The sequence below is a fragment of the Phaeovulum sp. genome (genome assembly GCF_041596715.1).
Lineage (GTDB): Bacteria > Pseudomonadota > Alphaproteobacteria > Rhodobacterales > Rhodobacteraceae > UBA6213.
This window is the reverse complement of sequence record NZ_JBFHIA010000081.1, coordinates 1-11,884: the sequence shown is the minus strand read 5'-3', so window position 1 is coordinate 11,884 and position 11,884 is coordinate 1. Positions and strand designations below refer to the sequence as shown.

15 protein-coding genes are annotated in these 11,884 nt (G+C 61.7%); 5 read left to right on the top strand and 10 right to left on the bottom strand.

Annotated elements, in window-relative coordinates; all coding sequences use genetic code 11:
- Nucleotides 1-45 precede the first annotated feature (45 nt).
- The 7 genes from ABY403_RS07450 to ABY403_RS07420 form a co-directional block, all read right to left on the bottom strand.
- Nucleotides 46-735 carry a type 1 glutamine amidotransferase gene (locus ABY403_RS07450; RefSeq protein ID WP_372840137.1) on the bottom strand — a complete coding sequence of 230 codons (690 nt, stop codon included), beginning with the start codon at nucleotides 733-735 and terminating at the stop codon, nucleotides 46-48.
- 90 nt (nucleotides 736-825) lie between these two features.
- Nucleotides 826-2,157, bottom strand: coding sequence for a glutamine synthetase family protein (locus ABY403_RS07445; protein WP_372840136.1), 1,332 nt, complete (start codon nucleotides 2,155-2,157; stop codon nucleotides 826-828).
- A gap of 4 nt (nucleotides 2,158-2,161) precedes the next feature.
- Nucleotides 2,162-2,986, bottom strand: a complete 825-nt coding sequence (locus tag ABY403_RS07440) for an ABC transporter permease (RefSeq protein WP_372840135.1) — start codon at nucleotides 2,984-2,986, stop codon at nucleotides 2,162-2,164.
- Nucleotides 2,983-3,864 carry an ABC transporter permease gene (locus tag ABY403_RS07435; protein WP_372840134.1) on the bottom strand — a complete coding sequence of 294 codons (882 nt, stop codon included), beginning with the start codon at nucleotides 3,862-3,864 and terminating at the stop codon, nucleotides 2,983-2,985. Before ABY403_RS07435 ends, ABY403_RS07440 begins: the two co-directional genes overlap by 4 nt.
- A gap of 50 nt (nucleotides 3,865-3,914) precedes the next feature.
- Nucleotides 3,915-4,637 (bottom strand): transporter substrate-binding domain-containing protein, encoded by a 723-nt coding sequence (locus ABY403_RS07430; RefSeq protein ID WP_372840133.1) that lies wholly within the window; start codon nucleotides 4,635-4,637, stop codon nucleotides 3,915-3,917.
- A gap of 36 nt (nucleotides 4,638-4,673) precedes the next feature.
- Complete coding sequence (locus ABY403_RS07425) at nucleotides 4,674-5,450, bottom strand: ABC transporter ATP-binding protein (protein ID WP_372840132.1); 777 nt, start codon at nucleotides 5,448-5,450, stop codon at nucleotides 4,674-4,676.
- Nucleotides 5,451-5,579: 129 nt separating this feature from the next.
- Nucleotides 5,580-5,969: a TerB family tellurite resistance protein gene (locus ABY403_RS07420; RefSeq protein WP_372840131.1), complete on the bottom strand. Its 390-nt coding sequence runs from the start codon at nucleotides 5,967-5,969 to the stop codon at nucleotides 5,580-5,582.
- Between the two features lie 176 nt (nucleotides 5,970-6,145).
- Here ABY403_RS07420 and ABY403_RS07415 point away from each other — a divergent pair, with 176 nt between their 5' ends.
- Both ABY403_RS07415 and ABY403_RS07410 read left to right on the top strand, forming a co-directional pair.
- A complete protein-coding gene (locus ABY403_RS07415) occupies nucleotides 6,146-6,388 on the top strand; it encodes a hypothetical protein (protein WP_372840130.1) in 243 nt (80 codons plus the stop codon).
- Nucleotides 6,339-6,806: a hypothetical protein gene (locus ABY403_RS07410; RefSeq protein WP_372840129.1), complete on the top strand. Its 468-nt coding sequence runs from the start codon at nucleotides 6,339-6,341 to the stop codon at nucleotides 6,804-6,806. The genes ABY403_RS07415 and ABY403_RS07410 overlap by 50 nt, the downstream gene beginning before the upstream one ends.
- Before the next feature lie 6 nt (nucleotides 6,807-6,812).
- Here ABY403_RS07410 and ABY403_RS07405 read toward each other — a convergent pair whose 3' ends face one another.
- The 3 genes from ABY403_RS07405 to secG all read right to left on the bottom strand — a co-directional run bounded on the left by ABY403_RS07405 (nucleotide 6,813) and on the right by secG (nucleotide 9,746).
- Nucleotides 6,813-7,496 carry a hypothetical protein gene (locus ABY403_RS07405; RefSeq protein WP_372840128.1) on the bottom strand — a complete coding sequence of 228 codons (684 nt, stop codon included), beginning with the start codon at nucleotides 7,494-7,496 and terminating at the stop codon, nucleotides 6,813-6,815.
- Nucleotides 7,497-7,585: 89 nt separating this feature from the next.
- Nucleotides 7,586-9,229, bottom strand: coding sequence for a CTP synthase (locus tag ABY403_RS07400; RefSeq protein WP_372840127.1), 1,644 nt, complete (start codon nucleotides 9,227-9,229; stop codon nucleotides 7,586-7,588).
- Nucleotides 9,230-9,389: 160 nt separating this feature from the next.
- On the bottom strand, nucleotides 9,390-9,746 hold the full coding sequence (gene secG / locus ABY403_RS07395; RefSeq protein WP_372840126.1) for a preprotein translocase subunit SecG: 357 nt from the start codon (nucleotides 9,744-9,746) through the stop codon (nucleotides 9,390-9,392).
- A 252-nt stretch (nucleotides 9,747-9,998) separates the two neighbouring features.
- On the opposite strand from secG, the gene ABY403_RS07390 reads away from it, so the two are divergent.
- From ABY403_RS07390 to ABY403_RS07380, 3 genes are all read left to right on the top strand, one after another.
- Nucleotides 9,999-11,291, top strand: coding sequence for an adenylosuccinate synthase (locus tag ABY403_RS07390; protein ID WP_372840125.1), 1,293 nt, complete (start codon nucleotides 9,999-10,001; stop codon nucleotides 11,289-11,291).
- A 3-nt stretch (nucleotides 11,292-11,294) separates the two neighbouring features.
- Entirely contained in the window at nucleotides 11,295-11,537 is a 243-nt protein-coding gene (locus tag ABY403_RS07385; RefSeq protein ID WP_372840124.1) for a DUF2842 domain-containing protein, read from the top strand.
- A partial coding sequence (locus ABY403_RS07380; RefSeq protein ID WP_372840123.1) for an N-acetyltransferase family protein occupies nucleotides 11,509-11,884 on the top strand: 376 nt, incomplete at its 3' end. The genes ABY403_RS07385 and ABY403_RS07380, both read left to right, overlap by 29 nt.

Genomic DNA, 11,884 nt, shown 5'->3' with positions numbered 1-11,884 from the left:
GGCTTGCGGAAGCTTGTCCATCCAATCGGACATGGGATTTGCCTTTCAGGCTCGTGTGGGTCTCGGACGCAGGAAAAATTGGGTGATTTGGTCGGCAATGGTGGGGGCGGAATTGGGCTGGCCAAGCTGCGCCCGCGCGCGTTCCATCAAGGGTTCTGGCACAAGGCCGGGGCCGCGGGTGCGCATCAGGCCAGAGACGAATGCATCGGAAAACTCGGGGTGCGCTTGCACGGTCATGGCGCGGTCGCCATAGGCAAGGCCCGCATATTCACAAAAATCGTTGCGCGCGGTCACTGTGGCGCCGGGTGGGGGTACCGTGACCTGATCGCGGTGCCATGCGTTGAGCGTCAGCTTCTCGCCGCCGAAGTCATATTCTTGCGGGCCGACCGCCCAGCCTTTGGGCGAGCGTTCCACTTTGCCGCCGAGCGCCTGCGCCAAGATCTGGTGGCCAAAGCAGATGCCGACTATCGGCACATTTGCGGCGTAGGCCGCGCGCAAAAACGCCTCGAGGCGGGGGATGAAGGCATGGTCTTCATACGCGCCGTGGCGCGACCCGGTTATCAGCCAGCCGTCACATTCATGCACATCGGCGGGAAAATCCTCGCCTTCTACATGATAGCTGCGGAAATCAAATCCGCGCCCGGCGAGCAGCTTTTGGAACATGTCGGGATAATCGCCCGCTTCTGCGCGCAGCACGTCGGGGGATTGGCCAGTTTGCAAAATGCCGATCAGCATGGAAAGCCTGATGTTGGTTGTGACAAGCCTAGCCTTGTGCACAGGGGGCGCGCAAGGGGGGCAGGGGCGGGGGCGCGAGGCCCCCGGCCTTCAGACGGTTTCGAGGTAAAGCTCGGACTGCTCTTGATCCGAAAGCTCGGCCATGTAGTGGATTTCTTGCCGCTTGGTCATCAGATAGTTTTCGATCAACTCGGCATGGAAAATGCGCCGCAAGCTCGGGCATGTGGAGAACGCCTCGATCGCATCTTCCCAAGTGCCGGGAAGCTGCGGCAGACCTTGTTCATAGGCGTTGCCGATGATCGGGGCAGGGGGCGACTTGCGGTCCTCAAGGCCATTGAGTGCCGCACCCAGCACCGCAGCGATCATGAGGTATGGGTTCACATCGCCCCCCGCGACGCGATGCTCGATGCGTCGCGCAACCGGGCGCGATGCGGGGATGCGCAGTGCGGCGGTTCGGTTTTCAAACGCCCAGCCGATGCCGGTGGGGGCGTGTTCATTTGGCACCAAACGGTCATAGCTATTTTCGTGCGGTGCGAAGATTAGTGTCGAGCCGGGCATCGCCTCAAGCAAGCCTGCCACCGCGTGGCGCATTTCTTCAGACCCTTCGGGGGTTCCGTCGTTGAAGATGTTGCGGCCCTGCGTGTCGAGCACCGAGAAATGCATGTGCATACCGTTGCCGGACCACATGTCATAGGGCTTGGCCATGAAAGAGGCGGCAAATCCGTAGCGCCGCGCCAGCCCCTTGACCAGCATCTTGAAAAGCCAGGTATCATCTGCGGCCTTCAGCGCGTCGCCCTGATGCACGAGGTTGATTTCGAATTGCCCGGGCCCTGCTTCGGAAATCGCGGTGTCGGCGGGAATATCCATCTCTTCACAGGCTTCGTAGAGCGCCGTGAAGAAGGTATCGAAGGCATCGAGCGCGCGCAGGCTGAGGATTTCGCCCCCGGTGCGGCGCTTGCCAGACCGCGGCGACGGCGGCACCCGCAATTTGGTGCCCGAATCGTCGATCAGAAAGAACTCAAGTTCGGTCGCAACCACCGGCGTCAGGCCGGCATCGGCGTAGCGGTGCACAACCGAGGCAAGTGCCTGCCGCGGATCGCCCGCATAGGGGCGGCCATCCATATGGAACATCCAGATCGGCAACAGCGCGGTTGGCGCATCAAGCCAGGGCATCGGCACGAAACCACGTTCGGTCGGCATCAGCACGCCGTCCACATCGCCGGTTTCGAACACCAGCGGGCTATCTTCGATGTCTTCGCCCCAGATGTCGAGGTTCATGACCGAGAACGGAAAGCGCGTTCCGTCGGTGAATACCTTGCTTGCAAATCGGGCGGGGATACGTTTCCCCCGCGCTACCCCGTTCAGGTCCGCCGCTGCAACGCGGATCGTGCGCACCTCGGGGTGCTCTCTCAGCCAGTCCATATCCTCACCTGATGATCTGCGGCCTGATCCTCAGGCGGGGGCGAGCCCCCGGCAGATGACGGTTCAGGCGGCGGTTGACCCATCCGAACAACCCGATCAATGACAGCGTCAAAAGCACGAAATAGAACGCTGCGATCGGATAGGGCACGAAAGGGTTGAAGGTCTTGTCTGCGAAAAACTTGGCATAGTAAAGCGCGTCGCCCTTTTGCTGGAACGACGGAAAGCCCGAGAAGAACACCAACGTGGTGGCGTGGAACAGAAAAATCGCCTCGTTGGTGTAGCTGGGCCAAGCGAGCCGAAGCATGGTTGGCCAGAGAACCCGGCGAAACCTAGTCCAGCCGGTCATGCCATAGGCATCGGCCGCCTCGATATCACCCTTGGGCACCGCCATCAGCGCGCCGTAGAAGATTTCGGCGGAATAGGCGGCGGTATTGAGAAACAGCACCAAAAGTGCCCCGGCCCAAGCGCGGGTCAGCCACGATGTGGCGATGGTCAGGCCGAACACGTCGATTCCGGCGCGCGGCAACATCACCAGCGCCTCATAGACGAGGAAAAACTGGATGAACAAGGGCGAGCCGCGAAACACGAAGATGAACCACTCGGCAGGTTTGCGCAGCCAGCGCGAGCGGGCCGATTTTGCCAGTGCAAGCCCGGTGGCAGCGAAAAAGCCGAATGCGAGGGCCAGCACCGCGAAATAGACGTTCCAGATAAGCCCCGAGCCGATCAGCGTGAACTGATGGCAAAGCGTGAACTCGCCACGCGGCAACAACTGCGCGCCAATACCGACCGAGCGCAGGCCGTAATCGAGTATGATCTGACCGCAGCTCATCCGCCCGCCTTTCGCATGGCCTCACCCGCCATTGTCGCCTGCCCACGCGTCAACCGCGAGGTAACGCGGCGCAGAACCACCTCGGAAACCTTGGTCATGGTCAGATAAAACATCAGCAGCGCAAGGAAATACCAAAGCCGCCAGTCGGGGTGCGGATATTCGTAGATCTGCGATTTGCGTGCGCCAAGTTCGCGTGCCCAGTAAACGATGTCGGAAACCCCAAGCAGGAACAAAAGCGGCGTCGCCTTGATGAGGATCATCCAGAGGTTTGATAGGCCCGGCAGCGCATAGACCCACATCTGCGGTATCAGGATGCGGCGGCTGACCTGACGGCGGCTCATGCCATAGGCTTCGGCGGTTTCAAGCTGCGCGTGCGGCACGGCGTGCATGGCACCTGCCAGCACGTTTGCGGCAAAAGCCCCGAACACCACCGAAAAGGCCACAACTGCCAGCACGAAGCCATAAAGCTCGTGCACCGATTGCGGGCTGCTGGAAAGCGGCAGCTTGGCCGCGGCGCAGACCACGAAATCGCTGCCTTGTCGCACAGGTTCCGTCCAGTCGGGGCAAAGCACCTTGTGGCGGAGGTATTCGAGCCCCTGATCGAGTGCCACCGGCACAAACAGGAAAAACACGATATCGGGCACACCGCGAACCATCGAGGTGTAGCCCTTGCCGAACCATCGCAGCGGCGCGAATTGCGCGCGTGTAGCCAAAGCGCCGCCAAAGCCAAAGGCAAGCGCGATTGGCGCGGTCACCGCCATCAGCGTCAGAACGGTCAGAAATGACCAATAGAACAGCACCTGCTTACCTGTGGTCAGGTAGCACAAGGTCCAGGCAAGGCCCTCAAGTGACTTAGGGTCAGCGCAGCTTTCTAGCATGGCAAGGATGCGGCTGGGCCGGGGCAGTGCCCGGCCCTGCCGCTTTCAGATCAGTACAGAACGGCTTGGTCGCCGAACCATTTGGTGATCAGGGCATTGATCGTGCCATCGGCCTTGAGGGTGGTGATGGCCGCATCGAACTTGGCGCGCAGTTCGGTATCCGTCTTGCGCAGCGCCATGCCGACGCCGCCGCCCAGTTGCACTTCTTCGCCCGCCCAGACAAACTCACCGCCGCTTTCGGTCACGAAGGGCATAAGCGCGTCCTTGTCGGCAAACACCGCGTCGGCTTCGCCGTTTTTCACTGCGGCAACCGTGTCGTCAAGCGTGGCGAACTCCAGCAGCGTGGCGCCCGATTCAGCGACATAGTCGGCCTGAATGGTGCCGATCTGCGCCGAAATGCGGCCCTTGATGTTGGCGTCGGCCGTCATGCCCATGTAGGACGATGCCGCCGGCGGAATGTAGTTTTGCGTGAAATCGACAACTTCGCCGCGTTCGGCGGTGATCGACATGCCCGCGATGATGGTGTCGTAGTTGCCCGAAAGCAGGTTGGGGATGATCGAATCCCAATCGGTGGTGACCCATTCACAGGTCAGGCCCGCCAATTCACACATCTTGTCGCCCAGTTCGCGTTCGTAACCGTCGACCTCGCCCTTGTCGTTGATGAAGTTGTAGGGAGGGTAGGCACCCTCCGTGCCCATGCGCACAACCGTTTGCGCCGAGGCGAAGCCCGCGCTCAGTGCCAGCGCGGCGGTCATCATTACCAGTTTTTTCATTGTCATAGCTCCCGTTGGGTTATCGGTGGGTCAGTTTTACGCGACCATCGTCGCGGATAGGAATTGCTTGAGCCTTTCAGAGCGCGGTGCCCCGAACAGCTCGGCAGGCGAGCCTTCTTCTTCGATCAGGCCCTGATGCAGAAAGATGACGTGGTTTGACACGTCTGCTGCAAGCCGCATGTCGTGGGTGACAAGGATCATGGTGCGATGCTCGGCCGCAAGATCCTTGATGACCTTCACCACTTCAGCCTGCAATTCCGGGTCGAGCGCCGAAGTTGGCTCATCGAACAACAGCGCCTTGGGCTGCATGCAAAGCGCGCGCGCAATCGCGGCGCGCTGCTGCTGGCCACCCGAAAGCTGGGCAGGCCAAGCCTCGGCCTTTTCGCCGATGCCGACCTTTTCCAACAGCGCACGGGCGCGGGGCTCTACTGTACTGCGCGACTCGCCCAGCACCGTAAGTGGCGCTTCCATGACGTTTTGCAGCACCGACATGTGCGACCAAAGGTTGAACTGCTGAAACACCATTGCAAGGTTGGTGCGAAAGCGCACGACCTGCGCGCGGTCTGCGGGGTGGCGATGCAGGCCTTGCCCGCGCCATTTCACCGCCTCGCCTTCAAACAGAACCTCGCCTGATTGGCTGTCTTCAAGCAGATTGGCGCAGCGCAGCATGGTCGATTTGCCCGAGCCGGACGAACCGATCAGGCTGACAACCTGTCCACGTTCGGCGCGCAGCGAAACGCCTTTGAGCACTTCAAGAGAGCCATAGGCCTTGTGAAGATTGCTGATCTCGATGACGGGGGGCAGCGGGGTCACGATAGTCTCATTTCAGTTCAACCCGGCCATTGGGCGCGATTTTCAGATGGATTGCAACGTCGGAGTGGCGAATAGTTACGTTAGGTCGCGCGATTTGCGAAAGGCATTTTGCCACTTTGATTACCGCCTTCAACCCAGCCTCGCGCGCACACGCCGCCGCGCCAACGCCGAATCGCGATCGTTAACCCCCAGAAGCGACGCCGCCAGCCGAATCTGGGCATCTTCATCCGCGCCGCGGTGTCCATCGGCCATCGCGACCTGCCAGAGCGCCTCGATCACGCCGACCCGGTCATCCAGCGGGATCATCTCTTTCAGCGCGCGGGTAAAGCGCACGGTATCGGCGGCCTTTGCCTCGAGGGTTTCGGCTTGTGCGCACAGCGCTTCGGCCTCGGGTGTGGTCAACCCGTCGCGCAGCGCCAGCACTTGCACGATGCGTTGATGTTCGTTGTCGTCATAGCTGCCATCGGCGCGCGCGATGCGCACCATCAGCGCCGCCAGCGCCACTTCGCGCTCGGGCACGTTTGGCGCCGCAGGGCGAGGCGCGAGTAAGCGTTTCAAAAAAGATACCACCATGGTTCAACTATATCGGGGCAAGGGCGGGCGGCAAGACACATTCAGCTGTGCTGGCCTTTGTCTTGCGCGACGGAACATTCGGCGTATCCTGAATGTGTTTCGGGGCGGGAGCCGGGGGCAGGATGCGCGCAGGGCTGGCCGGAGTGATGATGGCGGTGTTGGCGCTGGCGGCGTGCCGTGCTGACAGCCGCTTCGTGCTGTTCAGTTCGGATGTGTTCGATGTTGCCGCAGGCAAGGGCGCTGCACCCGTATCGGCGCTTTACCGGGTCGAGATTTCCTCGCTCAGCGATTGCGCCGAGCAAAAAGGCCGCGATCATGGAGGTTGTTGCGAAATACATCACGCCCAGTTCGGCTGCGATTTGTAGCGGCGACGACAGCGACAGCTGGCTCGAGTTCAGTGCAAAAAGCGAGTTGGTCGCGCAGGGCGCAGCTATTTCGGGCAAGGCGCCAATCGGGTTGGCGGCGCGGGCCGTGTGGCCTGCCGTAGAGGTGCATCTGCTGTTTGACGCCGCGCGTTTTGCCGCGATGAACCGTGATGTCGAATATCTTGAGCTTGGCGCATCGGTCGAACTTGGCGCGCTGAGCGTTGAGGTGATGCATGACGGGGATGCGCCGCTTGTGCTTGCCGCACCTTCGGCATGGGTCAACGCCGCACCCACGGTTGCCCCTTTGGTGGAATTGGCGAGCAGCGAAAGCGTCACGATCAGGGTTTCAGATGTTGCGCTGGCAGCTTTGCAGGCCGATGCGCAGGTGCTGGCCTTCACCCTTTCGCCCGCGCCCTAAGCAGCCTTAGCCAACCACCAGCACCCGGTCGAACGAGATGTCATCGACCGAGATGCCTTGCGCGTCTGTATTGGTGATGGTCACCCCGGCGATACCTGCGCCGCTTGACTGAAAGCAGGCTTTCGTGCGGCCCGCGCCGGTCAAGTGTATGTCGCCCAACAAGCGGGCATCGCGCGAAAAAAATATCAGGCGCACTTCGCCGGCGGGAGGAGAGCCTGCATAGGCCATTTCCATCTCGAACACCGCGCCGAAGGCTTGCTGATCGGCCCAGAACAGAATCGAGATCGCACCTTCACCCGAACCGTTCTTGTGCTCGAACCCCACCGGGCCAAGCCCGTAAAGGGTATTTTGCCGCGGCCCATGCGCCTCGACCGACAGGTTCTTTCCCGGCTCGCCTGCCCGCAATTGCAGCGGCGCGCTCGCGAAAGTGTCCAGAACGTCGAAATTGTCGTAGTTGACCAGCGTCTGGCCTTCGAAATGCTCGCCAATATCGGCGCCATTGAAATGCTGAACGTCGTCGTAGCGCGTGCCATTCACGACGCGCGGATAGTTTTCAAAATCTATCTGAACAGGAAGGTTCAAGGTGTTGCAGTCGGCAATGGAAATACCGTCTGCGGCCGCGATGCCCGCGCCCGCCAGCAGTCCTGCCGCCGCAACCCCGATGATCGCGCTGACTTTTGCCTTGCCCATCATGCCTCCTGCCGGGCAAGTGTGGCCCGCGCCATGGCCAGAGGCAAGGCAAGCTGCGATGACAAATCATCACAGCTGCAAGAGCAGCATCATACCAGACGGCTTGCTTCGACCGCGGCGCGAATGAAATCGGCAAAAAGCGGGTGCGGAGCGAAGGGCTTGCTTTTCAGTTCGGGGTGGAACTGCACACCGATGAACCACGGATGATCGCGGTATTCGACGATTTCCGGCAGGCGGCCATCGGGGCTCATGCCGCAAAAATCCATGCCGCAAGCCTCGAGCTTGGCGCGGTAGGCCACATCAACCTCGTAGCGGTGACGGTGGCGCTCTTCGATCTCGGTTGCCCCGTAGATGCTTGCCACTTTCGAGTCCGGCTTCAGCATCGCGGTATAGGCACCAAGGCGCATCGTGCCGCCCTTGTCGTCATCGACCTTGCGCTCGACCTTGTGGTTGCCCTGCACCCATTCCTTGAGGTGGTAAACTACTGGCGTAAAACGCTTTTTACCAGCCTCGTTGTCAAACTCTTCGGACCCGGCATTGGTGACACCCGCCAGATTGCGCGCCGCTTCGATCACTGCCATCTGCATACCAAGACAGATGCCGAGGTAGGGCACGCCCTTTTCGCGGGCGAATTGCGCGGCTTTGATTTTGCCCTCTGTGCCGCGCTCGCCAAAGCCGCCGGGCACCAGAATAGCGTGAAAGCGTTCCAGATGCGGTGCGGGGTCTTCGGTTTCGAAGATTTCGGCGTTGATCCACTCGGCGCGCACTTTCACGCGGTTGGCCATGCCGCCATGCGTCAGCGCCTCGGCGATGGATTTGTAGGCATCTTCCAGCTGCACGTATTTGCCGACGATCGCCACGCGCACTTCGCCCTCGGGGTTCTGGATGCGGTCCATCACGTCTTCCCAGCGCGCCATATCGGGGCGCGGTGCCGGGCTGATCTGGAAGGCGTCGAGAACGGCGCGGTCAAGGCCCGCGCGATGATAGGCCAGCGGTGCCTCGTAAATGGTCTTGAGGTCGTAGGCCGGAATCACCGCATCGGGGCGCACGTTGCAGAACAGCGCGATCTTGGCGCGTTCCTTTTCGGGAATCGGATGTTCAGAGCGGCAGACCAGAATATCGGGCGCAATGCCGATCGAGCGCAGTTCCTTGACCGAGTGCTGCGTGGGCTTGGTTTTCAACTCGCCGCTGGCGGCAAGGTAGGGCAGCAGCGTCAGGTGCATGTAGATCACCTGTCCGCGCGGGCGGTCTTGGCCGAACTGGCGGATCGCCTCGAAGAAGGGCAGCCCCTCGATGTCGCCCACCGTGCCGCCGATCTCGCAGAGCATGAAATCAACCTCGTCGTCGCCAACGTCGAGGAAATCCTTGATCTCGTTGGTTACGTGCGGAATGACCTGAATCGTCTTGCCAAGGTATGCACCGCGCCGCTCTTTTTCGAGCACGTTGGAATAGATGCGACCCGAGGATACCGAGTCGGTCTTGCGCGCGGCAACCCCGGTGAAGCGTTCGTAATGGCCAAGGTCTAGGTCGGTTTCCGCCCCGTCGTCGGTCACGAAGACCTCACCGTGCTCGAATGGGCTCATCGTGCCGGGATCGACGTTGAGGTAAGGGTCAAGCTTGCGCAATCGCACAGAAAACCCGCGTGCCTGCAAAAGCGCGCCGAGGGCCGCCGAGGCCAACCCCTTGCCAAGCGAAGACACAACACCGCCGGTGATGAAAACGTAACGTGCCATGTCGGTAGCCCCCGTGATCGGTTCAGAAATACTCAGGCCAATGGGCCTGCACAGGCCCTGTACCACGGGATTTGACGCTTATCAGATTCGCGCCTTGCCCGCAACAGACCGCAAGCAGTTGGTGCAACTGCGGCAAGAAGCGCAAAAACTAGTGGCCGCGTCAGTTTGCGGGCGGCGGCGTGGCGGGCGCGTCAGAGGGCAGCGCCGGCAAGGAGAGGTTGGGCAGAACCGGTGCTACGGGCGCGGTTGCCTCGGGTGCCGCGGTATCGACCACCGATGCGGTCGATGCGGCGCGCGCCGATAGCACGGTGAGCGTGATTGACGTGCCAATAAAGGCCACCGCAAAAATCCAGGTCATTTTCGAAAGTGCATTGGCGGCTTGCCTGCCGGTCATCACACCGCCGCCACCGCCGCCGCCGCCCATGCCAAGCCCGCCGCCTTCGGAACGCTGCAACAGCACGATACCGATCAGCAAAAGCGCAAGGATCAGGTGGATGGTAAGAATGACGTTTTCCATGAGACCCCGGGCCGGTTGGACATTTGACGCGCCTATCTAGGCGCATGGGCTGCATCGTGCAAGGCCGTTTAGCCCTGCGCCGGGTGGATCGTGTCACGCGTGATCGCCCGACGGGGCGGGGCGCAAAGGCCGATCAGGTTGGCGCTGGGGCAGTTTGCCCTCGCGGCAAGTGCATCCGGGGGTGAAATAGCGGTTTCATCGCCGCGGCCCGGCCGCTATATCTCCAGCGGTTTGTGAACCGAGGAGAATGGCATGGCCAACGTCGTGGTAGTCGGCGCCCAGTGGGGCGACGAGGGCAAGGGCAAGATCGTCGATTGGCTGAGCGAGCGCGCCGATGTGATCGCGCGCTTTCAGGGCGGGCATAACGCGGGCCATACGCTGGTGATCAACGGCACCGTGTTCAAGCTGTCACTGCTGCCCTCGGGCATCGTGCGGCCCGGCAAGCTGGCGGTCATCGGCAACGGCGTGGTGCTCGACCCTTGGGCGCTTTTTGCCGAGATAGACAAGCTGACGGCGCAGGGCGTTACGATTTCTACCGAAAACCTGATGATCGCGGAAAACACGCCGCTGATCCTGCCGCTGCATCAAGACCTCGACCAGCTGCGCGAAGCGGCGGCGGGCAATGCCAAGATCGGCACCACTGGCCGCGGCATCGGCCCGGCCTATGAAGACAAGGTCGGTCGGCGCACTATCCGCGTTGCGGATCTGGGCGACGATGAAACGCTGGAATCGCGAATCGATCGGTTGCTTGCGCATCACGACGCCTTGCGCGTGGGTCTTGGGGCTGCCCCAATCGACCGGGCAGAGCTGACCGCGCGGCTTAAGGCGATCGCGCCAAAGCTGTTGCCCTTTGCGCAACCCGTCTGGAAAGTGCTGGGCGAGGCGCGGCGCGCGGGTAAGCGCATCCTGTTCGAAGGCGCGCAAGGTGCGTTGCTGGATGTCGATTTCGGCACCTATCCCTATGTCACGTCGTCCACCACGATGTCGGGCATGGCGGCCTCGGGCACGGGGCTTGGCCCGAACGCCGTGGGCTTCGTTCTGGGAATCGTGAAGGCCTATACGACCCGTGTCGGTGAAGGCCCGTTTCCGACCGAGTTGCATGACGAGGATGGTGACACGCTGGGCAAGCGCGGGCACGAGTTTGGCACCGTGACCGGGCGCAAGCGCCGTTGCGGCTGGTTCGACGCAGTGCTGGTGCGCCAGACCTGCGCGATTTCCGGCGCAAAAGGCATCGCGCTGACCAAGCTTGACGTGCTTGACGGGTTCGAGACGCTGAAGATCTGCGTTGGCTATGAAATCGACGGGGTGCGATACGACTACCTGCCCACCGCTGCCGCGCTGCAAGCCAAGGTCGTGCCGATTTATGAAGAACTCGAAGGCTGGGCCGAAAGCACCGCAGGCGCGCGCCGCTGGGCCGATCTGCCCGCCGCTGCGGTCAAATACGTTCGCCGGATCGAAGAGTTGATCGATTGCCCGGTGGCCATGCTTTCAACCAGCCCCGAGCGTGACGATACCATCCTTGTCACCGACCCGTTTGTGGATTGATCGATGAAGTATCGCACCCGCCGCAGGCTTTCGATCGTGGTTCTGCTTGTGGTCATGCCACTTTGGATCGCCGCTGCGCTGGCGTTCATGGCGTGGTGGGATCGCAGTTTTGGTCGTATGCCGGTGCCGCTGGAAATGCTGGTCTATCTGATTCTGGGCGTTGTCTGGATTTTGCCCTTCCGCCGCGTCTTTCTGGGCGTGGGCAAGGCCGACCCGGATGCGCCCACCGATCCAGATGCGCGTTGAAATCCGCGACGCTGAGGCAGGCGACGAGACCGCGTGGCGCGCGCTTTGGGCCGATTACCTTGGCTTTTATGGCGTCGAACTGCCGGCCGAGGTGACGGATGCCACCTGGGCGCGCGCGCTTGCCCCCGAATCGCGGCTGGGGCTGAGGCTGGCGGTCGTGGCTGGGCAGGTATGCGGTTTTGCCGCACATCACTGGCATCTGAGCACATGGACGCTGGGGCCAGACGGCTATCTTGAAGACCTGTTCGTGGCGGCAGATGTGCGCGGGCAGGGCGTCGGGCGGGCGCTGATTGAAGATCTTATCGCGCTGGGCAAGGCGCGCGGTTGGGCGCGGCTTTACTGGATGG

What these genes read in the sequence shown, in the direction of transcription:
- ABY403_RS07450 (WP_372840137.1), bottom strand. Translation starts at nt 735, where the DNA reads ATGCTGATCGGCATTTTGCAAACTGGCCAATCCCCCGACGTGCTGCGC.
- ABY403_RS07445 (WP_372840136.1), bottom strand. Translation starts at nt 2,157, where the DNA reads ATGGACTGGCTGAGAGAGCACCCCGAGGTGCGCACGATCCGCGTTGCA.
- ABY403_RS07440 (WP_372840135.1), bottom strand. Translation starts at nt 2,986, where the DNA reads ATGAGCTGCGGTCAGATCATACTCGATTACGGCCTGCGCTCGGTCGGT.
- ABY403_RS07435 (WP_372840134.1), bottom strand. Translation starts at nt 3,864, where the DNA reads ATGCTAGAAAGCTGCGCTGACCCTAAGTCACTTGAGGGCCTTGCCTGG.
- ABY403_RS07430 (WP_372840133.1), bottom strand. Translation starts at nt 4,637, where the DNA reads ATGAAAAAACTGGTAATGATGACCGCCGCGCTGGCACTGAGCGCGGGC.
- ABY403_RS07415 (WP_372840130.1), top strand. Translation starts at nt 6,146, where the DNA reads ATGCGCGCAGGGCTGGCCGGAGTGATGATGGCGGTGTTGGCGCTGGCG.
- ABY403_RS07410 (WP_372840129.1), top strand. Translation starts at nt 6,339, where the DNA reads ATGGAGGTTGTTGCGAAATACATCACGCCCAGTTCGGCTGCGATTTGT.
- ABY403_RS07405 (WP_372840128.1), bottom strand. Translation starts at nt 7,496, where the DNA reads ATGGGCAAGGCAAAAGTCAGCGCGATCATCGGGGTTGCGGCGGCAGGA.
- ABY403_RS07400 (WP_372840127.1), bottom strand. Translation starts at nt 9,229, where the DNA reads ATGGCACGTTACGTTTTCATCACCGGCGGTGTTGTGTCTTCGCTTGGC.
- secG (WP_372840126.1), bottom strand. Translation starts at nt 9,746, where the DNA reads ATGGAAAACGTCATTCTTACCATCCACCTGATCCTTGCGCTTTTGCTG.
- ABY403_RS07390 (WP_372840125.1), top strand. Translation starts at nt 9,999, where the DNA reads ATGGCCAACGTCGTGGTAGTCGGCGCCCAGTGGGGCGACGAGGGCAAG.
- ABY403_RS07385 (WP_372840124.1), top strand. Translation starts at nt 11,295, where the DNA reads ATGAAGTATCGCACCCGCCGCAGGCTTTCGATCGTGGTTCTGCTTGTG.